Raw genomic sequence first — 24,855 nt, 5'->3', positions numbered from 1 at the left:
CTCCTTTCATTCAAGAATTTTTAATATGTAATCACTATATAAAGTGATTAAGTCTTCCTTTGATAGCCTACCTTCAGGACGATACCATTGCTGAACCCAGTTCATTGCACCAAGGATAATCATTCTTGCAATTTTAGGCTCCTCTGCGTGAAATTCATCCACTTCAATGCCACGCTGGATGATTTCATCAAATAAACCTTCATAATGGTTTCTCAATTTCAATACCAGTTCCAATTGCTCTTCGTTAAAAAACCTTTTTGGCTCCATAATCAAATTAAAAGTTTCCTTTTCATCAATAGCGTAGGTAATATGAGTCTCTATCATTTTTTTTAAGACATCTTTTACAGGACCCCCATCCTCTAGAATGCTTTCCAAGTCTTTTGTAGCTTGAGATAATACGAAATTGTGACATTGATACATAAGATCACTTTTATTTTTAAAATAGTAATACAGTGAACCCTTTGTCATTAACAGCTCAGAGGCGACTTCTTCCATTGTCGTACCGCTGTATCCTTTTTGATTGATTATGTTAATTGCAGAAAGAAGGATCTGTTCTTTTTTCCTCAAAACTTTTCTTTCTGATAGCTTCATGTCATCACCTTATTTTTTGTAATAACTTCTCATTACGTGCAACACATTGCAGAAATCAAGGGAATATAAACGGTGTTAAATTTTTAAACAAAAGTCAGTTATCTGAAAATTCTTAACTGATTAATATTTTAACAACGTTCAAAAAACTATGCAAGGATTTTTTTGAATGTTGTTTAAATTTTGACTTACGTTTAAAATTAAGTTAAAAAAATCCAGTAATAACCCATTATGGTTAAATACTCGATTTTTGTTGCTGTCTTGATTGTTTTGTCCTTGGTATTTTAATAGTCATTAATTGATTGCACAGACATAACCTTAAATAAATTTGGTCGAATTATGGACCATCAGCATTCTTCCAAAGATAACTAATATATCTATTTTAATAAATAACCCCTTGATACCAATGGTAACAAGGGGCTTGCTGATTAATATACTGAGGTATATTGTTCACGTTCCCAAGGATGGACTTGTTTATCAATAGATACATAGGAAATTTTTATAATTTATTAATAGAAAGTTCTAATACTACTCCACAAAATCAGTCACTTCCGTATAAAGCAGTAGAAAGCTGTCTTCCAAGAGTTCACATGCGAAAAAAGTAGGCTCACTTTTTGTGAAATTTACTTTTCTCAAAGGAAGTTCCTTCGTTCTCCCTTTTCCTATGTAAGCCATTTCACCTTCTACTGAATGGTAAAAGAGAGAAGTTTATATAATTTTTATTAACCCGCTTTTCGCTCTATAAAATGTAAAAATGAATATTTTATATCATTCTATTTGTCAAAGCGCCTACCCCTTCGATTTCAGCAGTCACTACATCACCTGGTTTCAAATAATTCCTTTCGTCCTCTGGCTCCCCTAAAATTACTCCTTCTGGTGTCCCTGTTAAAATAAGGTCACCAGGCTCTAATGTCATATGATGAGAAATATAACTGATTAGCTCTTTACAGCTAAATATCATATCTGATGTGTTTGAGTTCTGCCGCTCTTCCCCATTTACAACTGTTTTAAGCTTAAGGTTATTGGGATTCTCCACTTCATTGGTTGTAACAAGGTACGGACCGACCGGGCTGAAGCCGTCGCAAGTTTTTCCAAGCAGCCACTGATTGGTCTTGAATTGCAAATCTCGTGCAGATAGATCATTGGCAGCACAATAACCAAACACATAGTTAAGAGCCTCTTCTTCAGATACATCTTTCGCTCTTCGCCCAATCACTATCCCCAACTCTACTTCATAATCTAATTGCTCGGTGGTTTTTGGGATAAAAATATCATTGTTATGGCCCGTAAGTGTATTATTGAATTTGCTGAACAGAATAGGAGACTCTGGGTAGCTTGCTCCCGTTTCATCGGCATGCCTCCGGTAATTCAGACCCACACAAATGATTTTTTCAGGATCAGTTACACATGGCCCCCATTCAACTTCACTTTCAGATAGATAGAGCAGCTGTGATGCATCTACTTCTTTCACATAAGTTTCAAGTAAGCCAACTGCTTCTTCTCCATTTTGAATGACTGTCATAATCTCAGTAGGTAAAGAGCTCTGTTTATCTTTATTAAGAATACTTTCTACTTCTAAAATCCCTTTGTCAGTTTTGATTCCTAATCTGTAATTGCCATTCTTTTTGATTGTCATTAATTTCATAAAAACTGCTCCTTTGCAGAGTGAATAATTATATTAATTACGCATCTTTTCCAAAAGTTGCTCCCCCATCGATATATAGCGGAGAGCCCATCATAAATTTCGACTCATCTGAAGCCAAAAATAAAGCAGCATTTGCGACATCTTCCGGAAGACCTAAATCGCCGCTCAATTGCCTTGATTTAATTTTTTCAATCGCTTCTTCCGGATTTTCGTAGGATTCTTTTAAGTATTTTTTTACAAACGGTGTCATGATTGTTCCGGGCAGTAGGGCATTAACACGAATATTATACCTGGCATAATCGACTTGCATCGATTTGGTCAGAGCCAGGACCGCTCCTTTAGTAGCCGAGTAAGAGGCTCTTTGGGCCAATCCTATTTCAGCGATACAGGAAGACATATTGATAATCGAACCTTGTTGCCGTTCCATCATTGTGGGTAAGACATATTTAGAAGGGAGATAGACTCCTTTTATGTTCACATTCACAACCCTTTCCCAGTCTGTCGGTTCAATTTCATGAAGTTTTCCTACTCCGCTGATCCCTGCATTATTAAATAATACATCGATCTGCTCGAATTCATTAAGAGCGTTTTCGACCATCTCACTTACACTTTCAGGTTTGGTTACATCTGCTTTAATAAAAATTGCTGTGCCGTTTTGGTTCTTGATTTCTTTTACCGTTCCGTCTCCATTCTCTTCATTAATATCATTTACAACTACATTTGCTCCTTCTTTAGCAAACAATAGCGCTGTACATTTCCCTATTCCTGAGCCAGCTCCAGTTATCAGAACGGTCTTATTTTTCAACCTCATGCCGTTCACCTTCCTTTCTTATATGAAAAAATCATTCCAAACCTAATAGCTCAGGAGTATTTCTATGAAGAATGGATTCTATAATATCTTCCGTTACTTTCGGCATGTGCGTCCCTTCTACTAATCTATTTACATCCCTCAGGCCTTGAATGGTATGGTCAGTAGTGAAAAACGGATAGTCAGAACCAAATAGAATCTTATGCGTGACCCCATATTCCATTGCACTGACCAGGGCGTTATAAAACTGCCAAGGGCGTGGGAATAACGCAGATAAATCCATATAAACATTTGGATTTTTTCGTACGACTGAAATACACTCATCTACCCATGGATGACCCATATGCGCTATGACCATTTTCAAGTTCGGGAATGTCCGGGCTATAGGGTCCAACATCGCCGGACGTGACGCGTCCAGATACCCTTCCGGTACAAACGAGGTCCCCTGATGCCATAATATCGGAATATTCAATTCTGCTGCTTTTTCATATAAAGTGTAATGTTTCTTTTCCTCAGGATAAAAGTTTTGATAAATCGGGCCGAGCTTCAATCCTTTGAGCCCAAGCTCTTGAATTGCCTTTTCTAATAAAAGCGCTGCGTTTTCTTTATTTGGGTCTATACTTGCGAATCCAAACAATTTAGAGGGGTCCTGTTTGCAATAATCGGCTACATACTTATTAGGGACTACTATTCCAGTTGCAGGCGCATCAAATGCTAATACAATCGAACCGGAAAATCCTTGAATATTTTGCTGATGATCGTTATAGTCAGCGACCATCTCGAAATCAGAGCCCCAGGCTCTCTTTAATGCCTTTAGAACAGGCCCCCCTACCTGACCAGGACCGAAAAGATGTGTATGGCTGTCAAAAATCACGCATCATCCTCTCCTTCCTTATCCGGTTGATCCCTTAATTCTGGAGGAAGTAAGAAATCAAAATCGCATCCTTCATCTGCCTGGAGGACAGTTTGCTGAAATAACAAACCATAACCGCGATCATAATGCGGTACAGGCGCATTCCATTCGGACATTCTCTCCTTCATTTCCTTTTCTTCCACTAATAGTTCCAATCTCTTTTCCTGTAAGCTGAACCTGATTTCATCACCATCCCTTACTATTGCCAGTGGTCCGCCATCCGCTGCCTCAGGTGATAAGTGAACAATAAGTGTGCCATAGGAAGTGCCACTAATCCTGCCGTCAGAAATCCTGAGCATATCCCTGACTCCTTGTTTTAATAACTTTTTCGGAATTGGTATTTGCCCAACTTCCGGCATCCCTGGTCCCCCTTTGGGACCTACATTTTTTAAGATTAAAACACTAGATTGATCAACATCCAATTGAGGGTCATCAATTCGGCTATTCATATCATCTAACGATTCAAAAACTATCGCTTTACCTCTATGCTCCTTCAATTGCTCCGACACCGCAGATTGTTTGATAAGTGCCCCGTTTGGTGCCAGGTTACCTTCTATGACAGCTATACCGCCTTCCTTTCCTAACGGTTGGTCAAAAGATGAAATAACGCGGCGATCCAACACTTCCACGTTCCGTAAATTTTCCCTAACAGCCTTGCCGGTCACGGTCATGCAATCATTGTCTAACAAGGGTTCTATTTCCTTCATCAGGGCCGGCACTCCCCCGGCCTCAAAATATTCTTCCATTAAATATTCTCCAGATGGCTTTAGATTCAGTAGGAATGGGGTGGACGAACTCATTTCATCAAAGGTTTGCATCGATAATTTCATCCCTAACCGACCGGCAATTGCCACCAAATGAATGAAAGCATTCGTAGATCCCCCACTGGCCATCGTAACTTTAATGGCATTATGAATAGCTTTTTCCGTCATTATGTCGCGGGGGAGAATTTGTTTATCGACCACCTCCATGATTTGTATCCCCGTTTTTTCAGCCATATGCTTCCGTCTAATATCTGGAGCTGGAATAGCTGCACAGCCAGGAAGGCTCATGCCTAACGCCTCTGCGATTGAAGCCATCGTGCTCGCAGTCCCCATTACCATACAATGCCCTTCACTCCGACACATGGAGTTCTCGATTTCTGATATTTCCGTATCCGAAATGTTGCCTGCTTTATGCTCCAGGTTAAAACGATAGCAGTCGGTGCATGCTCCAATTTCTTCCCCTTTATACTTGCCATTGAGCATCGGTCCGCCCGCCAGCACGATTGCAGGTATATTGACACTTGCCGCTGCCATCAATTGAGCCGGAATCGTCTTATCACACCCTCCTAATAAGACCACACCATCAATCGGATGAGCTTTCATCATTTCTTCTGTATCCATTGCCATCAGATTACGAAGCAGCATGCTGGTAGGCTTTACATACGGCTCACCTAAAGAAATAGTAGGAAACTCCATTGGCAAACCACCAGCCTGCCAAACCCCTCGTTTCACATACTCTGCGAGCTCATTGAAATGAGAGTGACACTTGTTCAGTTCACTGAATGTATTGCATATGCCAATGACTGGTTTCTTCAGATCATGGTCGGTATATCCCATCGATTTTGTAAATGATCGATGAATAAACCCCCAAAAGCCTGGATCATTAAAGTAATCTTCACTTTTTAGTTTAGACATATCATCACTATCCTTCGAAAACAGGTAATAGAATATAAGCTATAACTCACTGGCATTGGCCAGGTGTCCTCCATCGACAACAAGCGTAGACCCAGTGACATAGGACGCCTCATCAGAAGCTAAAAACAAGGCACAGTTAGCTACTTCCTCCACAGTTCCCACTCTTTGCATCGGGGTCCGTTCCGTCAGATTCAAAGAATCATCCGCTTGTTTCAGCTTCTGGTCCAAAGGTGTTTCAATAAACCCCGGTGCGAGCGCATTTACTCTGATTTCCTTAGCCGCTAATTCCACAGCCATGGATTGGGTCAGTAGAATGATACCGCCTTTGGAAGTGTTATAATGTGCTAATGCTGAACTGCCAGCCACCCCGTTCTTGGAGGCCATATTAACAATCGAGCCTTTGATACGATTATCGATCATTTTCCTGGTAATTTTCTGAGTTAAAAAGAAAATGGCATTCAAGTTCACTTCCATAATTTGATCCCAGCGCTCAGCTTCAATATCTACAAAGGGCTCTCGTACAGCAACCCCCGCATTGTTGACTAAAATATCAATACCACCCCAGCACGACCATGCATGTTCAGCCAATACGTCAAGCTGCCTCCGGTCACTCAAAACCGCCACAATATATTCACAGGCATGCCCTTCTCCCTTGAACTGTTCAGCGGTTTTTATCAGACCTTCGCTATTTTTATCTGCAATTAAAACAGAAGCCCCTTCTTTTAAGAAACGAGCGGCAATGCCTTTGCCAATACCGCTGGCTCCGCCTGTCACTAATGCACGCTTACCTTCAAGTCTCATTGTAATTCCTCGACTTGCTTATTTAATTCAGGAATTTTTTTGAAGTTGCCTCCATCTTTAATCGATTGTTCCGAAATGATACCGGGAATTGTCATCGCAAGTGATTTATGGATATCTACAGGAACAGGAATTCCTTTTACAATGGAATGGATGAAACTCTTTATCATAAAATAATCAGCACCCCAGTGAAATGAACCTTTCGCTTCCTCAGGTAAATGAACCATTTCCTCAGGCAGATACCTTTCATAAAATTCCGACAAATCCAGCCATTCTTCCGTGTCTTTACAGAAATCTTCCAGCCATACTTTATGATAATCTCCTTTGTGTTTTGGTCCTTCATAACACCCTTTTGTCCCTTGCAACGAATAGTAAGCCATATTATGCGGACGTTTTGATACCATATCCAAGCGTAGCTTGAGTAACTTCCCTGATTTCAATTTACATTCTAGTAAGGTGGTATCATCCGTTTGATATTCCTTATAAGTATGAATTCCTGTACCCACACAATTCACCCGGTCGATTGGTTCTTCAAACCAATCCAGAAGTGGTCCTAGACAATGAGTGCCATAGGTCATACCTCTCTTGCCAACCTGGTATTCTTTCCGCCATGTCGGTTGCCCTTCATGGTAGTGAAGATCCCTGACACTATGGAGGTATTCACCTTCAGCAAAATAAACTTCACCGAACAGTCCTGCTTTCACCATATTTTTGATGGCGACATTATCTCTGATGAAGCAATAATTCTCCGCCATCATATATTGCGCTTCACTTTCTTTTGCAGCGATCAATAACTCCTGACATTCTTTTAAACTCTGAGCCGCAGTTACTTCAGATAGAACATGGATGTTCTTTTTCAAAGCCTGAATTGCTTGAGGTGCATGGAATTGCATTGGTGAAGATATAAAAACAACATCTATATCTTTCATCAATAATTCTTCATATAATTTAACTGCATGATCTACATCGTATTGATTCGTGAATAGATCCAGTGCTTCGGGATTAGGATCCATAACTGCTGTAACAGCTACCTCTGGAAACTTAATAAATTCCTTATAGATTTGTGTTCCTCGGCTGGTTCCTGTGCCAGAGATACCCAACCCCGCAATCCCTATTTTTAGTTGTTTCATTGGTTACCTCCTTGTTTTATAAAATTATTTAACCGCCCCAGATGATAACCCACCTGCAATGTATTTCTGAGTAGCCATAAAGATGATGATAATAGGCAGCGAAGATAATGCCGACAAGGCCATCATACTTCCCCAGTTTGTTCCGAACTGTCCAACGAACTGTCTCATCCCAAGCGTTATTGTCCACATATCATTCTGTTTCAGAAAGGTCAGCGCATAAAGGAATTCACCCCAAGATAAAATGAAACTGAAGGCGGCACACGTCAGCAGTCCTGGTCTTACTAATGGTAGAATAATAGAGTAAAAAGCTCTCCATTTACCACAGCCATCTATAGAAGCAGCATCCTCTAAATCAACAGGTATATTTAAATAAGAAGTTCTTAGAATCAAGATTACAAACGGTAACGTCAAAGTCATATCAGCAAGAATGACCCCAAATAATGAATTAATCAACCCCAGCTTAGAAAAGATGGTGTAAAGGGGCAGGGCAAGCATGTTACTCGGGAACATCTGGACAATCAGGATGAACATGATGAGCCATACATAGCCAGTGATTCTAGTTCTGGCCAGGGCATAAGCTGCTGGAGCTCCCAGCAACAAGTTTCCTACAGTAACACCGACACTTATAATCAAACTATTTTTCATGTAAGTGAGGAAGGGATAATTTTGTGTCAGGATATTTTGATAGGATTCTAAGGTGATTTGAGCAGGTATGATATTGATATCACTGAATATTGCAGAAGTAGGTTTTAAAGATGTCGCTACCATCCAGTAGATTGGAAATAAATAAACCGCTACGATAATCAAGCCGAATAAAGAAAGTGCCCATTTTTTTCTCAATGTACCACACTCTCCTTTTGGACCTTTCTAACATACAAAATGGCGAAAAATGCGATGATGAAGAGGGCAAGGTTTGATAATGCTGCTCCTTCGCCGAAACGGAAGAGGTTAAACGATAATTCGTATGCTAAATAGGAAACCACCTGCGTCGAATTAGCTGGACCTCCGGCTGTCATGATATAAATCACATCGAATACCTTGAAGGTGTAGATCAAACCTAATATTAATAGAATAGATATCGTCGGAGTCATCAAAGGCAAGGTGATGTAACGAAACTTCTGCCATCTACTCGCCCCATCAATGGTGGCCGGTTCATATACATACGTGGGGATTCCTTGTAATCCGGAAAGCAGGATAATCATACTGAAAGGGATGCTCAACCAGATGTTCGTCACAGTAACCGCAAATAATGCAGTATCGATGTCTGATAGCCAGTTGATAGGCGAATTCATTAATCCTATGTTGACCAGCATATTATTTACGATTCCGTACTTCCCATCAAGCATCCATTTAAAAATCGTTCCGACAATAATAATCGGTGTCATCCAGCCTAACAACATAATCGATCGCATCCACTTATTACCCGGGAACGCCTTGTTGAAATAGCTTGCTAACAGGAAACCGATTGAAGTAGACACCACCAGAGTGAAAAAGGTGAAAATCACGGTCTGGGTCAATGATTTGTAGAACAAAGGCTCACTCAGAATCGTTTTATAGTTTTCCAGCCCGATGAAAGGACTATCCCCCTGTACAAGATTGCCGATGTTGATATCACGAAAACTCAAATAAATGTTAAAAGCAAATGGATACAATAAAAAGATCATCAAAAAAACGATTGCAGGTAATACAAAACTATAATTTTCAAATCTTTTTTTCATTGAAAATCAAGCCCCTTATGGCGAAGCACCCCAGTGTGAAGCTTTCCAGGGTGCTCCAACTTCCAAATGTTTTATTGCAAGATTTGGTCCACTTTCTGTTGAGCTTCTGTAACGGCCTCTTCTACCGTGGCTTCTCCTGTCAACGCTTTTTGCATGGCCGTATAGACAATTTGATTGAAATCTCCCTGATTCTCACCCCAACCATAGCCTGACGAGGATTTAATAACATTGACAAACACCTGCTTCACTGGGTCATCCTGGAAATAAGGTTCATTGAATGCATCCTCTAATGCTGGAAAGTCACCCGTTGCTTTCGCATATTCAAAATGATTCTCCGGCTCAAGGAACCAGCTGATAAAATCCCAGGCTGCCTCTTTATTTGCTCCTTTACCCATCGAGATACTTTCCCCACCTACAAGCGACACATGCTTCTCGTCCTTAGGAATTTCAGCTACTCCCCAATTCAAGTCAGGGGCATTCGCCTCTAATTCAGGTATGAACCAAGGACCGGTCAGTGTCATTGCCGTGTTCCCATTCTGAAAGTCTACCTGAGCATCCATGATCGTTTTATTGACAGCTTCTGAGGACATCGATCCTTCATCCACCATGTCTTTCCATAGCTGTAGAGCCTCTTTTCCTCCATCACTTCCGATTGTCGTAATATCCTCACCGGCTGATATCAGAAAAGGAATCCAGGAAGCAGTACCCTGCTGGGAATTATGGGCCGAGGCTAAAAATCCCGTCTGTTTACCATCCGTTGCATCAGCTGCTGTTTTCTTCAACTCTTCCCAAGTTGTCGGCGGCTCCTCAACCATGTCTTTGTTGTAAAACATAACGATCGCATTCGTTTTAATCGGAAGACCATACACATTGTCATCGACTTTATGAATATCCATGATATCTTCTGTGATCTGGTCGTTATTTTCCCATTCTTCTACGTTGGCTGTCATATCCTCTAATACACCGGATTCTGCAAACAGCTGCACTTCATTGATTCCAGTAATGACAAGATCCGGGGTAGCGTCATTTGTGCCTGAGATCAAAAGCTGGTTATTAAGTTCACCATAAGGAACAAAGGTCAGCTTCACTTCCACCTTATCCTGCGACTCATTGTATTTTGTTACATTATCTTCCAGAACATCTTTCAAGTTACCTTCAAAATAATGCCAGAGCTCAATAGATTGTGTCCCGCTTTCTTTGCTGTTATTTCCTGAAGTCTCCTCACTGCTGCAGGCTGCTAAGATCCCCATCAACATAACAGAAATTAATAAAAAGAAAACTTTGTGTTTCATCAGTCTTCCCCCTACCCTTTAATTTTTTCAAGCTGGTAACTCCCACCGAATTCATTCGATATCTTTTTGCCTGTTTTTATTACTTGCCCAGCTATATCATCAACCAACTTGTCTGTTAAATGTACGGTCAAAGCTGTCAGACTAATGCCAGCAATTACGTTTCCGTCCTTTCCGAATATAGGAACCCCTATACATCTGATACCTGGTTCTCCTTCCTCATCCTCCAACGCAAACCCATTATTCCTTACCTTTTCAAACTCTTTCAGAAGTTCGTCAGGTTTTGTAATGGTAGCGGGAGTATACGATTTTAAGTCATTAGACAGAAGTTCATTCAAGCTTTTTCGATCATAATAAGCAGCTATCGCCTTTCCTATCCCACAAGTATGGAACTCAAGACGTTTACCCGGGTAGGTGGAAAATTGGACAAATGTATTCGCTTCCACTTTATCGACATAGACGACCTCATCTTTATCCATGACGCCTAAATGAATGGTATAACCTGTATCTCTCATTAACTGTTGTAAATATGGCCTGCTGACTTTCACTAAATCCAGATTTTCTAAATACGACATGCCTAAGTGAAAAAGTCTTACTCCCAGAATATACTTGCCATTCGCTTTCTTTTTAACAAATTCATTTTCTTCCAATACGCTCAAAATTGAGAATACAGATGTTTTTGGAAGCTTCAGCTCTTTATAAAATTCTGTAGCTGTAAGACCGTCAGGGGACTGCTCGAGAAGATTCAGGATAGCTATTGTTTTTTCCAGAGCTGGTACCTTGTAGCTTGACATGCCTTCTCCCCTTTTATAAAACCCCATATTTTTCGTAAACGTCTTTCAAAAGCTTCCCATCGAGTAATTCGTTTCTTGTTTGGTTTTCGCTGTTCACCTTATCCAACGCCTTTTCCACAGTTTCTTGAAAAACTGCTCTAGGAATCACTACTACACCATCTCTATCCCCGAACACCACGTCATTCGGATGGACCAGCACTCCGCCGACCTCTACGGGGCAATCATAATCGATCACTACACCTCTTCCCTTTGAGTCAACAGGCTTGAAACCTGTACAATAAACCGGAAAACCAAGCTCAAGAATTTTTTTCGTATCTCTAATTAGACCGTCAATAACCGCTCCTCTGGCCCCTCGCATTTTTGAAGCAGTAGAAAGTAATTCTCCCCAAAGTCCATTACGTACAGAATGATTGGTTCCTGCCACAACGACTTCATCTTCTTCGATACTGTCAATTGCATTGATTTCTTGTTCATAAGGGTTTTCATGTTCATGATAAACATCCGCTGCCAAAACCGTTTTGGCTTTTCCTACTAATACCGTGTCGTCATCTAAAGGTCTGATGTCTTCTCTCATTGCCTGGTTCCTGAAATCCAAGTCATCTAATGTATCACAAATCACCGCCGCATAAAGCTTATCTTTCATTAACTGAAATACCTCTTTTTCATTTTCCCACACTATTGCATTACCTCCTTCAGTTCAGTATTCTGAACTAATATTTTGTATGTTGAATTAATTTAGTTTACTTTACAGGATACGGTAATAGAAGTCAATATTTTCTGAAAATTTATAAAAATTTTTTTGCCAAGGTTGCTTTTCATAAAAACACTACTCAGATCAAGTCAAGTTTCCTTCTAACCTTTTGTTGCTCTCGAATCGCCTGGTTATCTATAACACTATTTTTTTCAGTGAAAGAAGTACGATAATTTTGATTCTATATAGTAGGCAAAGATTAAAATATTTGCAGGCGCTCAAAACTACCCAGAAACAAAAAAACCATCAAATCAATGATGGTTTTTTGCTCCTTTTTTCTTTATAGATTTCAAGTTATTATCTCATAACCCAGAGCTGTTCACGTAATCTTTCTATGAAGTTCGCCTAATTGTTCATACATCCTCGTTGTTAGATCTCTTAATACAGGGAAATAAGGACGGATTTTATTATATTCTTGAACATCAAGTTTTCCTATCGTAATTCCTTCCTCATCATAAGGAGCCTTACATACAAGGGGGCTTCCTGGAACCTTTGTATCTTTTTCCCCAGCTCCTATGATGCAACCTCCTCCCCAATATTCAGTTTCCCCCTCTATACCAACTAAGTTTGTATATACAATATTCACTGTATTTTCCATTGCCCTTACTTTAATAATGGGTTCAAAGATTTCTTTTTCAAAGGTTGGAGATCCTGAAATCCCTACCAAAATATCTGCACCTTGTAAGGTTAACATACGGGCAAGCTCAGGAAAGAAAATATCATAACATATCAGGACACCGATCTTTCCGATTTTCGTATCAAAGACTGGCAAACCTTCTCCTGCCTTAAAGTATCTCCTGTCAGGAAAAGCACCAGGACCGGTTTTGTCGGTAGCATGTCCAGGCAATGTATTCTTTCTCCACTTTCCAATATAACCCTCAGGGCCAACTAGCACAGCTGCATTATAAAGAATCCCATTTAAACTTTTTTCAGGCATGCCCCAAATAATATACATGTTATATTCTTCTGCTAGCTTTGTGAAAAAGTGAGTCGCTTCTCCTGGAATTTGTTCAGCTACTTCAAAGAAATCATCTCCACAGTTGTAACCAGTTAAAGCAAGCTCTGGAAACACCACCAACCCAACATGTTTTTGGGAGGCTTGGATTATATGTTGTTTCATTTTTACTAGGTTTTTGTTTTTTTGCCCAGTTACTGGTGTGATTTGTCCGATGGCCACATTCCCCAAAGTCATAACCTCCCTTTGTTGATATCATTTTTGGGGGACAAACTAATGAGTCTTGCAATATTATAAGCGGAATCATAAAGTAACTTTTCTGCATTTTTCATTGAATCTACCAAACTTATTGGACCCCGTGTAATAGAATGACAGCTTGTAAAATAATCATAAAGTTGTTGATAGTCTTTACCTAACGCTCCTGAAAGCAAAATCGTTTTAGCCCTATATTTTTTTGCTATAGAAGCCACGTAAACCGGAACTTTTCCATACAAAGATTGAGAATCACTTTTTCCTTCTCCGGTAATAACCCAATCAGCGGTCTGAAGGCACTTTTCCAGATTCATAGCTTCAGCAACAATTCTTGCTCCTGACCTAATTTCAGCTCCTAACACCAATAGCCCGAACCCCAATCCACCTGCTGCTCCTGCCCCTGGTATTTTTTGAAGTTTTTTACCACTGGCATTTTCAATTAAGTTGGCATAATGATGTATGCCTTTGTCTAGTTCAGCCAGTTCTTCTTCTTTAGCTCCCTTTTGCGGACCGAATACATACGTTGCTCCGTGGGGACCACATAATTCATTTTCTACGTCACTCGCGATGATTATTTCACAGTCATAAATTAATGGGTGAATTTCCGAAAGGTCAACAGTTGCAATCTGTTTAACATATCCTCCACCTACAGGTACCTGCTCCCCTTCTGCATCAAAAAATTTACCACCTAGCGCATGGAGCATCCCTGCTCCTCCATCATTAGTAGCACTCCCTCCGAGGCCAATAATGAATTTTCGATGCCCTTTATCTATGGCATCTTTGATAAGCTCACCTACACCAAAAGTTGACGCTTTATTTATATTTTTATCCGTGACAATCTGTAATCCGGCTACTTGTGCCATCTCAATGACAACGGTTTTGTTATCACCTAATATTCCATAGTGTGTAGTTATATGATTACCTAATGGGTCGCTAGTTTCCATTTCGACCTTTTTGCCCTTTGTCGCATAAATAAGGGATTCGAGCGTGCCCTCTCCTCCATCCGCCATTGGGAAAACTTCTATATCCGCTTCCGGCATTTGTGTCAAAAAGCCCTTTTTTATACTTTCCCCAACTGCATACGCAGGCAGGCATTCCTTGAATGAATCTGGAGCGATAACTATTTTCATATATTAACCCCACTTACTGTTTCCAATTATTTAAATCTTTCTATTTTATCCATGAATTCAGGGAAGGTGGATGTTTTACATACATCGGCAACTAATTGTTTATCTTGAACTAAATTCCATAGATTAGTGAAGAGAGGACTGAATTCTTCTTTATCTTTTTCATTGAGGGCGAGAAGAAGTACTAATTGTACCGGTTGCTCTCCCCATTTCACCTGCTTTTTTAATAGTCCGATTGCAATGCATGATTCAAGAGCATTTGTTTCTATAGGGTGCGGTATCGCTACTAAATTGCCAATTGATGTTGGTGAAACTTTTTCTCGTTCGAGTACAGAATCAAGATAATGATCATTAACATATCCTTTTATATTTAAGGTGTTTGCCATCGACTTGATAATGTCCACTGGTTCTGTCTTATTGATTTCTGCAAAAAATAAATCTTCACTGAATAAATTTTGCAGCTTTTCATTTGTTTTACTTTTATTCTCATTCAAATATTCCCTAGAGATGTAATCTTTCACTTTATCAATATCACGATTAGATAACATAGCATTGATTTGAAGGGTAGGTATGGAGCTTTCTTCACTTACCGGCACAGTACTCAGTATCAGATCAACATCCTCTTTTTTAATATCTTTCAAAGATAATGAGGGGTAAGTTCCGACTATTGTAATACCGGGGAACTTACTCTCAATATTTGCGGCGAGTAATTTAGCTGTCCCCATTCCTGATGAACACACCACAGCCACCCTTTTAACTTCGCGTTTCTTCATATTCTTTATTCGTTCAATTGCAGCCGCTAAATGAACGGCGATATAAGCTATTTCGTCTTCGTTGATCGTTACATCAATCTTATTTTGTATAATATCGGAAGCAACTATCGCAAGTTCAAATGCGAAGGGATAACTACTCTTAATTTCTTTTAACATAGGATTTCGGAGGTTCATATTATATTTCACTCGATTCAAAGCTGATTTCAAATGTAACCCCAAACCATATGTCAGTTCTTCGTCTTTAGCTAGTTCGATACGGTATACCCGCTTAATTTCAGTTAAAATCTCTTCGATTAATTGATACGTGCTCTCCCCGATTAATTCAATTAAATCATCTTGAGAAAGGCGCCCATTCTGAAAACGTTTAGCACCTAGCAGATGAATAGCAATGTAGGCTATTTCCTGTTCTGGTATTTTTATAAAAAATGCTTCCTCTAAAGATGTAACAATATGTGAAGCGACAAAATATTCTTTTTGATTTTTAATTTCTCCTAGTTCAATGGTGCCCGACTCAATGCTTTTACCTTTTTTAATTCTTTTAATTCCAATCGCTATATGCATGATCAGGTTATTAAGTGGCAATTCCGCAATGTTAAATGGTAATTGTTTAATGTGTTTCTTGGTGACCGCCTTAATTAAATCAATTTCTATATCTTCTGTAATGTCGTAACTATTCTCAATTTCCTGCAGTTGCTCACTTTTATAATCTGATAAATAAGCGGATAAACAAAAACGAATATTCATTTCATTGCCCATTAATTTAATTCCATAATTAGGCTTTTTGAATAGAGAGAGATCAAATTTACTTAATAACTTCTCTACTTGTTTTAAGTCATTATCTATTGTTGATTTGCTTACAAACAGTTCACTAGCTAATTCTTCAATCGTAACAAAGTCATCTGCCATAATGATGCTTTTTAATATATACAATACTCTCTCTTCAGGTAAAACAGGCAATTCATTTTCAGTATTGCTTGTTAATTGAAATAATTCTTCAATTAATACTTTAATTTCATTATCTGGTTTTGGATCGATGAAATACCCTACCCCGCGCTGTGCGCCAATTTGCACACCAATCTTTTTTAATTCTTGATTGATAGAAGAGATATCGTTCCTAACCGTACGGGAAGTCACCCCTAAAAACCTGGACATATACTCGCTGGTAACAGGTGTATCATTTGCTAATAATTCTTTTATTATTTCTTTCAAACGATTATTTAAGCATACCAATACAATCCCTCCCTTCTGATACAAACTTTGAGTGAAAAGTTATTTGCTTAGCTTAAAACTGATTATTTCATTACTAGCTATATTATTGATATTAAGTCTACCATCTTTATATTGAACCCTGTTATCTTCTTTAGTAAGCGGTTTTTCGTTCAAATCCACCATTGTTACATTATCGAAAAATTTAGCGTTAACAAATGTTTTAACAGCAGGTATTTCCCGAGTTGTTGTGTTATAAATTCTTACAATAATGCTATCATCATATTCACATTTCTTGACCGCACTCAGTGCAACATGTGGATGATCTACCTGGAAAAATACCTCATTTTCTTTATATGTTGCTTGAGATTCTGACTGACCATTCACTTGTACAGCCTTCATTGGGGTTGTATATTCATCGGCCTTTCTTCCAACCTGCGCATCTAATTCATCACCAGCATGAGGAACAATAGCATATTCCATCTCATATTCTCCTAACAGACTGCTATCTGGTGTCTCCACATGGAGACCTGACCTTCTTCCAAGACGATCCAATAAATCTTGTTTCCCCATGTAATCTGTTCCAGCTAGTAAGGTTAAGGCAACTGTTGGCTCGTCCCCGTTCAATATTTCATATTGAGGAAGCCCTTTATTTAGAAAAGAAATCCCCTTTTCACTATCTGAAATGTCTACGTATTTTTGCTGTGGATAAATAGGATAATATTTTTCTTCCCATTTATCTTTGTCCCAGTAATCGACTTGTGGGAGGTAATTGTCGCGGCGAATCATTCCGAACTGCTGTTCTGCCACATGGTTTCCCGTCTGTAACCCAGACTCAAAAAGTGCACGCACTCTGTGGTTTTTAACTGTATTATCAACCAAAGTTTTAATATCTATCCGATCTTCATGCCGATGAACGGTTATCAATGATTCAATTGTTATCTCTCTCTTTTCTTTCGACCGCTGATCAACATTTGTATCAATGGGTACGTTTAATGTGTGGGTAACTTTCACAGTCGCAAAAATAGGTCCATTTTGTACCACTGAAACTTCAGGAATAGAATGATGAGTGGTGATAACCTTATCTTCTTTGGGTGGAGAAAAATCATATTCATCCCCAGCATTTCCGCTTTCTTCTAAAATGTTTAAATTGTCATATACCTTATTGGTTGAATGATCTTTCACCCTTAATGCACCATTTGGTTGAATTTCCACTTGGAAAAAGTCATTTGAAAACACTTTATCTTCATAAACATACTGCGTTTCTTGTTGATTTGGGGTTGTTTCATTAATATAGAAGGTTTTGTATCCTAACCCCTCTAATTCAGCCAAGAATTTAATTCTAGTAGTCCATACATACTGATCTTCGTTTTTGACTCCAATCTCAATCTGTTTATCATTGAGGTTTTCTTGCTTTGTTTCAACAATTTGATACGGAATGGAATTTCCATTAGAGTCGACAATTGTAAAGTTCTTGTAGTTTAGCTGAATGGTAGTATCCACTACATTTTTTCTTTTGTGTGCTAAGGTGTTAAACACAATAATAGGCGAACCTTTAGTAAAATCAAAGTCAACATTGGTTAACAAATCGGTTATTGTATCATTTTGGATGGTTTCTCCTATTTGTTTTGCAAATAGATATCTCATTTCCATTTCCTTATGAGTTGCATCTGTACAGACATTACAAATTGAATCGTGAGCATGATTCTGAAGAGTATACTTCCAGCCTTGGTTGATCAAAGCATTGTCATAGCTGTTACCAACTAGAAAAGACATGGCGTTTAGGGGTTCCAGATAGTTCTCGTATAAATTTTGTACGTCGTAGTTTTCTCTTTTTAAATCCAGCCGGGTCGATGCAATGCTGACATGTACACGCATATTTTTCCCTTTTCTAAATTCTCCCCTTATGGTTTCCAGTTTTTCTGCTTCTTTTTCCACGGAATCAAAGTATTCTTTAAGCTGACTAAGCTTGATGGCATGATCGCTTTCCTGGCTGGAGTAATATTCGTTCAATTGTGCCACGATTTCAGGCAGCTCTTTTATTGCTGTTCTTTGATCAAAACCACACATGACTAACATGTTTTCAGATGTTACCTTATCTTTTAAATCACTTAAATTCTGTTCAATTACTTTTACATTCTGCTTATGGTCGGTAGAAATATCCCTTCCATTTCCATATCCTAATGGAAGGTGTGTGGTTAATACTTTGGAACCATCAAGACCTTCCCACCAAAAATCGGTGTTCGCAGTTTCTTCCTCTGTAATTCCACGCCAGAACAGGGCATAATTAATACCAAAACCATTTAACACTTGAGGAATTTGGGCGGACTGCCCAAAAGAATCAGGCAGATAGCCTATCTTCATAGCCTGACCGAATTCATCCGCGATTTGTTGTCCAATTAATAAGTTTCTGATAAGGGATTCACCACTTGGAATGAATTCATCTGGCTGAATATACCAAGGTCCTACTAGTAATTGACCCTTTTGGACAAGCTTTACAATTGCCTCTCTCTTTTCAGGTTTTATTTCTAGATAATCTTCCAACACAATCGTTTGTCCGTCCAACATGAAAGAGGAATATTCCGGGCTGCCTTCCAGCAATTGAATAAGTTCGTCCATAAAACGTACAAGCTTCACCCGATATTGCTGATAAGTTTGATGCCATTCCCGATCCCAATGCGTGTGAGAAATAAGATGAAAATTCATTTGAATGCCTCCGATACTTAAACAATATATAAAACAAGAGGGAACTAATAGCTAGATCCCTCAGTAATTAAAATGTTCAATTATTAGACTACTTCTTCCGTAATAGAAAGTTCTTCTTCCGTTGGCTTCTTTAAAAATGCTGTCATTAAAGCCGTAACTACAATCCCTACAGCAAAGGCTATGACAAACATGAACGGTTTAATGAAAAACGGTAAAACAAAGACGCCTCCACTTGGGATTGGTGCTTGTGCACCTAATGCTAATGCCAACGCCCCACCGATAGCAGATCCCACTACGATAGAAGGAATAACGCGAAGAGGGTCAGATACTGCAAATGGTATGGCACCTTCCGTGATGCCTGAAGCCCCCATGAAAGTAGTTGGCAAAGCACTTTGACGCTCAGCTGACGTGAATTTTTTAGGGGCAATTCTAGTTGCTAATGCTAAGCCAATTGGTGGAGTCATAATCCCAATCCAGCAAGCAGCCATAGGGTAATAAACTTCTTGATTCAACATTCCAACACAAAAGGCAAAAGCAACTTTGTTTACCGGTCCGCCCATGTCAAAAGCCATCATTGCACCTATGATAAGTCCTAGTACAAGCAAGTTACCACCAGACAGAGATTTGAGCCAGCCCTCTAAGCCTTCTGAAAGAGTTGCAATTGGTTGTCCTATTATAAACATTAATAATGCTACTGCGCCTGCACCAAGTAAAGGAATCACGATAATAGGTTTTAATTGTACAAAGTATCTGTGCATAGGAAGTTTTTTTAGAGCATTTACAATATAACCAGCAATAAAACCAGCAACAATCCCTCCTAAAAAGCCTGCACCAATTTCATTTGCAATTAAACCACCCACCATACCAGGTGCTATACCTGGTCGATCAGAGATCGAGTAGGCCATATAAGCTGCCATTACAGGGACCATAAGGGAAAAAATAAGAACTCCTGTATCGACTGTTTTCTTAGCAAATCCCGCCTCCTGTTCACCACCGCCTAGTAATAAACCAATGGTAAGTATTAAGCCTCCGGCTACCACAAAAGGCAGCATGTACGATACACCGGTCATCAGATGCGTTTTTGCATCTTCTACAATTCTTTTCATAAAAATCCCCCTCACTCATGATAAGTTCATTTTTACTTTGTAAGTTCTATAGCCTTGGAAATTAAACCTTGCGAATTTTTTACAGCTTCCCCTACAGAAACTTTCACCGTAGGAATGCCTTCGAATCTTTCTGGTTTAGCAATTGCCGTATCCACAGCAAGGATAAGTGCTTCTGCATCTGCTATTTCCTTTTCTTTGATTTGATTTTCAATCCCCATAGCCCCTTGCTTTTCTACTTTGATTTTAACTCCATTTTTTTTCGCAGCTGATTCTAATGCTGCAGCAGCCATGTGTGTATGAGCCACACCTGCTGGACAAGCGGTAATAGCAATAAGTTTCATTTTATATCTCTCCTATCCAATATTTTTTTCAGTGATACAATCAGATAATAAGTTAAGTACGTCTTCTTTTTCATTTGCTTTCATTAAACTATCCCTAAAATCTTCATCCATTAATTTACCAGATAGTTGGGAAAGGATTTGCAGATGAGTAGTGCCAGCTTCTGATTCAGGAATAGCAAGCATAATCACAAATGAAACATCGCGATCATCCATCGCTTTCCAGTCAACAGAATTTGATAATTTCCCTATCGATATACTCGTGTCTTTGACTGTTTCATCTTTCCCGTGCGGTATAGCTATTCCATTTCCAAAACCTGTTGTAACTTGTGCTTCTCTCTCTAATACACACTCGGTAAAAATGGATTTGGATTCTATTCGTCCTTGCCTTTCCAGCATGGAAGCCATCTGCTCGATCACATTAAGCTGGTTGGAACCATGTAGATGTAGATCTATTAGGTCTTCGTTAATTAATGCTCTTATGCTCAAAATCTCACCTTCAATCTATTTAGATTATTTAGTTTATAACCCCGGGTTTTAAGCGCTTTGTTGCTTTACACTAATAATTATATGAGATTTCCTAAAGAAACAAAATTTAATCCTTTTCCTAAAGATTTAGGAAACGCTTACAGATTATAATTGATTTCCCTATTTAGCGGGTGATTTTCTAACGCTACCAGAGGTTTATGTACTTTTTATCTCATATTTAATGTTCTCACGGTAACAGCAGAAAATCGTTAAAATTGTACTCCTGTACATCTCGAAACATATCGGCGCAATAAAAAGAACCAACAAGCTAATGGTTGAGCAGACATATCCTTGGAAAGTTAGTAATTTTCTTTTTAGGTGATAATCCACGATCTTTTCTAAATTGACATTATACTCAACAAAAGAAATAGGAATCGTGTATAAAATGTCTGATAATTTTATACACGATTCCTATTTCCGATTATATACTCTTACCTTAAGTAAGAGGTACTAAATCATTTTTCTGAGTCATAAATCGTATTAAACCTTAAAAAAATTATGGTCAAAATTTGGGCATACTTTATTTTAATATAAGTTTATTGTCTTTTATATCTAAAGAAAACCCCCTTGATACCAATAGTACCAAGGGGTTTTCTGATTAATATACGGAGATATACTGTTCGCGTTCCCAAGGGTGGACTTGTGTACGGAACATATCCCACTCGATTTCTTTCGCTTCAATAAAGTGTTCGAAGCAGTGTTCACCTAGTGCTTTAACTAGGATTTCATCTTTCTTAAGCAGTTCCAATGCGTCATATAGTGTTGCCGGAAGATCCTGTACTCCGTTCTTTTCACGTTCTGCTTTATTCATGACATAGATATTGCGGTCTACAGGCTTAGGTGCTTCCAGTGCATTTTCAATACCATCTAGTCCAGACGCCAGCAATACTGCCATTGCAAGGTATGGATTAGCTGCAGGGTCGACACTGCGTACTTCGATACGAGTGCTTAAGCCGCGGGAAGTTGGCACACGGACCAACGGACTGCGGTTTTGTCCTGACCATGCTACGTAACAAGGTGCTTCATAACCTGGTACGAGACGTTTGTAAGAGTTTACAGTCGGGTTTGTCACAGCTGTAAAGTTTGTCGCGTGCTTGATGATACCGGCAGTAAACTGGTAGGCAACATCGGAAAGTTCAAGTTCGCCTTCTGTGTCGTAGAATGCATTCTGCTTTCCTTTAAATAAAGACATGTTCGCATGCATTCCAGAGCCGTTGACACCGAACAATGGTTTAGGCATGAATGTCGCATGGAGACCGTGTTTACGGGCGATCGTTTTTACAACCAATTTGAACGTTTGGATATCGTCACAGTGCTTGACGGCATCGGAATATTTAAAGTCGATTTCGTGCTGACCAGGTGCTACCTCGTGGTGAGATGCTTCAATTTCAAAGCCCATTTCCTCTAGTTCAAGTACGATATCGCGACGGCAGTTTTCTCCTAAGTCCGTTGGAGCAAGGTCAAAGTACCCGCCTTTGTCATTCAGTTCCATGGAAGGTTCTCCACGCTCATCCAGCTTGAACAGGAAGAATTCCGGCTCAGTACCGATATTGAATGCGGAAAATCCAAGCTCTTCCATCTTATGAAGGTTCTTTTTCAGGATATAGCGTGGATCCCCTTCGAATGGCGTCATATCAGGGTTATAAATATCACAGATAAAACGTGCTACTTTCCCTTTTTCGGATGTCCAAGGGAAGACTACAAAAGTTTCAGGGTCTGGAACTAAGTACATATCAGATTCTTCGATACGAACAAATCCTTCGATGGAAGATCCATCGAACATCATTTCGTTATCCAAAGCCTTATCCAATTGGCTTAATGGAATTTCCACGTTTTTGATGGTACCAAGCATGTCTGTAAATTGTAGTCGGATGAATTTTACGTTTTCTTCTTCGATTTTTTTGTAAATTTCTTTTCTAGTTAATCCCATTTAATTATTTCCTCCTATATTTTAGTGGAAGAATCGTGATAATTCTCCCTGTCTTAACGATGATTTGCCGTACCTTCCAGCGGTATGTAATTCCTGCTGGAGCAGGCGGCGAAGTTCTTTCTCTGAGAGGTCATTATGGATTTCCTCGACTTGCTCTTGATCCATCGGTTCGTTATCCGGTACTTTCTGCATGGATAGAACCTGTTTGATCCCTGCCAGATTGATGCCTTTTTCAATCAATGCTTTTATTTCAAGCAGACGATCGACATCATTAAAGGAAAACAATCTGCGATTTCCTTCTGATCTTGCCGGGTGGACTAAATTGTGCTCTTCATAATAACGGATTTGTCTCGCAGACAGATCTGTTAATGATTTAACAATACTAATCGGGAATAACGGCATCGAACGTCGTATTTCATCACTCATCGATGGCTACCTCCCTTGAATGTGATAACTTAATTATACCAATGAAATATTATGTGTCAAGAGATGTTAAGAAAACTAACATAAGAAAATAAAAAAACTGAAATGAGCTTCCCCATCTCAGTTTTACCCTGTTTCTATTTGATGAAAACCTGCTTCAACTATTTCCTCGAGCGCAAGCTTCACAGCTATTTTGACATGCTCGTATGTAAGCCCGCCTTGCACGAAAGCCATATACGGAGGACGGATTGGGCCATCTGCTGTCAATTCCAAACTGGCTCCTTGGATAAACGTACCCGCTGCCATAATGACATCACTTTCATACCCTGGCATCGGGCTCGGATACGGCGTAACGTGAGAATTAATTGGTGAATTCTTCTGAATCGCCTGGCAAAAAGCAACCATCTGCTCGGCCGTTTCAAAAGCGACTGCCTGAATTAAATCGGTGCGTTTCGCATGATAGGCAGGGCTCGTCGTAAAGCCTGCTTCTTCTAAAAGTCTGGCAGTGAAAACGGCTCCTTTCAAAGCTTCTCCAACCATATGAGGCGCGAGAAAAATTCCCTGGTACATTTCCTGGAGACTGTTCAAACTGGCTCCAGCTTCTTTCCCGATTCCGGGAGCGGTCAGACGGTAGCTGCATAACTCCACTAAGTCTTTATTCCCTGCTATATAACCTCCGGTACGCACAATTCCTCCGCCCGGATTTTTAATCAAAGACCCCGCAATCAAATCAGCCCCGACATGCAGTGGCTCTTGCAACTCGACAAACTCCCCATAACAATTGTCCACAAAAACGATCGCATCCGGCTTTATAACCCGTATTTCTTTAATCATGTCAGCGATTTCGTCAATAGTAAATGAAGGGCGGTCCGCATACCCTTTCGAACGCTGGATAGCTATCATTTTTGTGTTCTTGTTTATGGCGTTTCTGATTTCCGGGAAATTAATATCTCCTGATTCGGTAAGGGGGACAGATCGATAGCTTATCCCATAATCTTTGAGGGAACCGATATCTTTTTCATTCGAACCTTTTACTACTTGTTCCAACGTGTCATAGGGTTCCCCGGTAATATATAATAATTCATCACCTGGTCTTAACACACCAAATAGAGCCGTTGTAATAGCATGGGTACCTGAAATGATTTGCGGACGTACCAATGCGTCTTCCCCTCCGAAGATCTCTGCATAAAGTTCTTCTAAAGTATCCCTGCCGTAATCGTCATACCCATATCCTGTTGTCGGGTTGAAATGGCTGTCCGAGATTTTAAGTCGGCGGAAGGCTTCCAGCACTCTCCGCTGATTTTTTTCCACAATGGATTGGATAGATGTATGGTAAGGACGAATTTGGTCTTCGGTATGTTCTGCTAGTTGTTCAATATTCATAACGTACGTTACTTC

General features: G+C 39.5%; 22 protein-coding genes. All 22 read right to left on the bottom strand.

Annotation, left to right across the window (positions count from 1 at the left end; all coding sequences use genetic code 11):
• Positions 1-6: 6 nt before the first annotated feature.
• The 22 genes from FHS45_RS05520 to FHS45_RS05415 all read right to left on the bottom strand — a co-directional run bounded on the left by FHS45_RS05520 (position 7) and on the right by FHS45_RS05415 (position 24,840).
• Positions 7-591, bottom strand: a complete 585-nt coding sequence (locus tag FHS45_RS05520) for a TetR/AcrR family transcriptional regulator (protein WP_082412056.1) — start codon at positions 589-591, stop codon at positions 7-9.
• A 760-nt stretch (positions 592-1,351) separates the two neighbouring features.
• On the bottom strand, positions 1,352-2,233 hold the full coding sequence (locus tag FHS45_RS05515; protein WP_062445942.1) for a fumarylacetoacetate hydrolase family protein: 882 nt from the start codon (positions 2,231-2,233) through the stop codon (positions 1,352-1,354).
• Between the two features lie 37 nt (positions 2,234-2,270).
• The gene (locus FHS45_RS05510) at positions 2,271-3,044 is read right to left on the bottom strand and encodes an SDR family NAD(P)-dependent oxidoreductase (protein ID WP_062445941.1); all 774 of its coding nucleotides are present in this window, start codon (positions 3,042-3,044) and stop codon (positions 2,271-2,273) included.
• Positions 3,045-3,075: 31 nt separating this feature from the next.
• Positions 3,076-3,915: an amidohydrolase family protein gene (locus tag FHS45_RS05505; protein WP_062445940.1), complete on the bottom strand. Its 840-nt coding sequence runs from the start codon at positions 3,913-3,915 to the stop codon at positions 3,076-3,078.
• A complete protein-coding gene (locus tag FHS45_RS05500) occupies positions 3,912-5,633 on the bottom strand; it encodes an IlvD/Edd family dehydratase (RefSeq protein ID WP_062445939.1) in 1,722 nt (573 codons plus the stop codon). Before FHS45_RS05500 ends, FHS45_RS05505 begins: the two co-directional genes overlap by 4 nt.
• 39 nt (positions 5,634-5,672) lie before the next feature.
• The gene (locus FHS45_RS05495) at positions 5,673-6,434 is read right to left on the bottom strand and encodes an SDR family NAD(P)-dependent oxidoreductase (RefSeq protein ID WP_166761365.1); all 762 of its coding nucleotides are present in this window, start codon (positions 6,432-6,434) and stop codon (positions 5,673-5,675) included.
• Positions 6,431-7,561: a Gfo/Idh/MocA family protein gene (locus FHS45_RS05490; RefSeq protein WP_062445937.1), complete on the bottom strand. Its 1,131-nt coding sequence runs from the start codon at positions 7,559-7,561 to the stop codon at positions 6,431-6,433. Before FHS45_RS05490 ends, FHS45_RS05495 begins: the two co-directional genes overlap by 4 nt.
• 24 nt (positions 7,562-7,585) lie before the next feature.
• Positions 7,586-8,401: a carbohydrate ABC transporter permease gene (locus FHS45_RS05485; protein ID WP_062445936.1), complete on the bottom strand. Its 816-nt coding sequence runs from the start codon at positions 8,399-8,401 to the stop codon at positions 7,586-7,588.
• Complete coding sequence (locus FHS45_RS05480) at positions 8,398-9,279, bottom strand: carbohydrate ABC transporter permease (RefSeq protein WP_062445935.1); 882 nt, start codon at positions 9,277-9,279, stop codon at positions 8,398-8,400. The genes FHS45_RS05485 and FHS45_RS05480 overlap by 4 nt, the downstream gene beginning before the upstream one ends.
• Before the next feature lie 71 nt (positions 9,280-9,350).
• Complete coding sequence (locus tag FHS45_RS05475; protein WP_062445934.1) at positions 9,351-10,571, bottom strand: ABC transporter substrate-binding protein; 1,221 nt, start codon at positions 10,569-10,571, stop codon at positions 9,351-9,353.
• Between the two features lie 11 nt (positions 10,572-10,582).
• A complete protein-coding gene (locus tag FHS45_RS05470) occupies positions 10,583-11,362 on the bottom strand; it encodes an IclR family transcriptional regulator (protein WP_062445933.1) in 780 nt (259 codons plus the stop codon).
• Between the two features lie 13 nt (positions 11,363-11,375).
• On the bottom strand, positions 11,376-12,038 hold the full coding sequence (locus tag FHS45_RS05465; protein ID WP_208416260.1) for an RraA family protein: 663 nt from the start codon (positions 12,036-12,038) through the stop codon (positions 11,376-11,378).
• Positions 12,039-12,432: 394 nt separating this feature from the next.
• Positions 12,433-13,290 carry a carbon-nitrogen hydrolase family protein gene (locus tag FHS45_RS05460; protein WP_229717872.1) on the bottom strand — a complete coding sequence of 286 codons (858 nt, stop codon included), beginning with the start codon at positions 13,288-13,290 and terminating at the stop codon, positions 12,433-12,435.
• An 11-nt stretch (positions 13,291-13,301) separates the two neighbouring features.
• Complete coding sequence (locus tag FHS45_RS05455) at positions 13,302-14,450, bottom strand: glycerate kinase (RefSeq protein WP_062445931.1); 1,149 nt, start codon at positions 14,448-14,450, stop codon at positions 13,302-13,304.
• Positions 14,451-14,476: 26 nt separating this feature from the next.
• Complete coding sequence (locus FHS45_RS05450) at positions 14,477-16,429, bottom strand: BglG family transcription antiterminator (protein ID WP_166761364.1); 1,953 nt, start codon at positions 16,427-16,429, stop codon at positions 14,477-14,479.
• A gap of 60 nt (positions 16,430-16,489) precedes the next feature.
• Positions 16,490-19,132 carry a glycoside hydrolase family 38 N-terminal domain-containing protein gene (locus FHS45_RS05445; RefSeq protein WP_062445929.1) on the bottom strand — a complete coding sequence of 881 codons (2,643 nt, stop codon included), beginning with the start codon at positions 19,130-19,132 and terminating at the stop codon, positions 16,490-16,492.
• 83 nt (positions 19,133-19,215) lie between these two features.
• A complete protein-coding gene (locus FHS45_RS05440) occupies positions 19,216-20,238 on the bottom strand; it encodes a PTS fructose transporter subunit IIC (RefSeq protein WP_062445928.1) in 1,023 nt (340 codons plus the stop codon).
• Positions 20,239-20,270: 32 nt separating this feature from the next.
• Positions 20,271-20,579, bottom strand: coding sequence for a PTS fructose transporter subunit IIB (locus FHS45_RS20155; protein WP_062445927.1), 309 nt, complete (start codon positions 20,577-20,579; stop codon positions 20,271-20,273).
• Positions 20,580-20,591: 12 nt separating this feature from the next.
• A complete protein-coding gene (locus FHS45_RS05430; RefSeq protein WP_062445926.1) occupies positions 20,592-21,065 on the bottom strand; it encodes a PTS sugar transporter subunit IIA in 474 nt (157 codons plus the stop codon).
• Between the two features lie 637 nt (positions 21,066-21,702).
• Positions 21,703-23,034 carry a type I glutamate--ammonia ligase gene (gene glnA / locus FHS45_RS05425; protein ID WP_062445925.1) on the bottom strand — a complete coding sequence of 444 codons (1,332 nt, stop codon included), beginning with the start codon at positions 23,032-23,034 and terminating at the stop codon, positions 21,703-21,705.
• A gap of 21 nt (positions 23,035-23,055) precedes the next feature.
• On the bottom strand, positions 23,056-23,460 hold the full coding sequence (locus tag FHS45_RS05420) for a MerR family transcriptional regulator (RefSeq protein WP_062445924.1): 405 nt from the start codon (positions 23,458-23,460) through the stop codon (positions 23,056-23,058).
• A gap of 123 nt (positions 23,461-23,583) precedes the next feature.
• Positions 23,584-24,840 carry a methionine gamma-lyase family protein gene (locus FHS45_RS05415; RefSeq protein ID WP_062445923.1) on the bottom strand — a complete coding sequence of 419 codons (1,257 nt, stop codon included), beginning with the start codon at positions 24,838-24,840 and terminating at the stop codon, positions 23,584-23,586.
• Positions 24,841-24,855 lie beyond the last annotated feature (15 nt).

This window comes from Thalassobacillus devorans (assembly GCF_011761345.1).
In the GTDB taxonomy this organism is placed as follows: Bacteria; Bacillota; Bacilli; order Bacillales; family Halobacillaceae; genus Thalassobacillus; species Thalassobacillus devorans.
This window is presented reverse-complemented; position numbering and strand designations above follow the sequence as displayed.

Excerpts from the sequence above, each read along its gene's own strand:
- FHS45_RS05520 (WP_082412056.1), bottom strand. The coding sequence starts at position 591 with ATGAAGCTATCAGAAAGAAAAGTTTTGAGGAAAAAAGAACAGATCCTT.
- FHS45_RS05515 (WP_062445942.1), bottom strand. The coding sequence starts at position 2,233 with ATGAAATTAATGACAATCAAAAAGAATGGCAATTACAGATTAGGAATC.
- FHS45_RS05510 (WP_062445941.1), bottom strand. The coding sequence starts at position 3,044 with ATGAGGTTGAAAAATAAGACCGTTCTGATAACTGGAGCTGGCTCAGGA.
- FHS45_RS05500 (WP_062445939.1), bottom strand. The coding sequence starts at position 5,633 with ATGTCTAAACTAAAAAGTGAAGATTACTTTAATGATCCAGGCTTTTGG.
- FHS45_RS05495 (WP_166761365.1), bottom strand. The coding sequence starts at position 6,434 with ATGAGACTTGAAGGTAAGCGTGCATTAGTGACAGGCGGAGCCAGCGGT.
- FHS45_RS05490 (WP_062445937.1), bottom strand. The coding sequence starts at position 7,561 with ATGAAACAACTAAAAATAGGGATTGCGGGGTTGGGTATCTCTGGCACA.
- FHS45_RS05480 (WP_062445935.1), bottom strand. The coding sequence starts at position 9,279 with ATGAAAAAAAGATTTGAAAATTATAGTTTTGTATTACCTGCAATCGTT.
- FHS45_RS05475 (WP_062445934.1), bottom strand. The coding sequence starts at position 10,571 with ATGAAACACAAAGTTTTCTTTTTATTAATTTCTGTTATGTTGATGGGG.
- FHS45_RS05470 (WP_062445933.1), bottom strand. The coding sequence starts at position 11,362 with ATGTCAAGCTACAAGGTACCAGCTCTGGAAAAAACAATAGCTATCCTG.
- FHS45_RS05455 (WP_062445931.1), bottom strand. The coding sequence starts at position 14,450 with ATGAAAATAGTTATCGCTCCAGATTCATTCAAGGAATGCCTGCCTGCG.
- FHS45_RS05445 (WP_062445929.1), bottom strand. The coding sequence starts at position 19,132 with ATGAATTTTCATCTTATTTCTCACACGCATTGGGATCGGGAATGGCAT.
- FHS45_RS05440 (WP_062445928.1), bottom strand. The coding sequence starts at position 20,238 with ATGAAAAGAATTGTAGAAGATGCAAAAACGCATCTGATGACCGGTGTA.
- FHS45_RS20155 (WP_062445927.1), bottom strand. The coding sequence starts at position 20,579 with ATGAAACTTATTGCTATTACCGCTTGTCCAGCAGGTGTGGCTCATACA.
- glnA (WP_062445925.1), bottom strand. The coding sequence starts at position 23,034 with ATGGGATTAACTAGAAAAGAAATTTACAAAAAAATCGAAGAAGAAAAC.
- FHS45_RS05420 (WP_062445924.1), bottom strand. The coding sequence starts at position 23,460 with ATGAGTGATGAAATACGACGTTCGATGCCGTTATTCCCGATTAGTATT.
- FHS45_RS05415 (WP_062445923.1), bottom strand. The coding sequence starts at position 24,840 with ATGAATATTGAACAACTAGCAGAACATACCGAAGACCAAATTCGTCCT.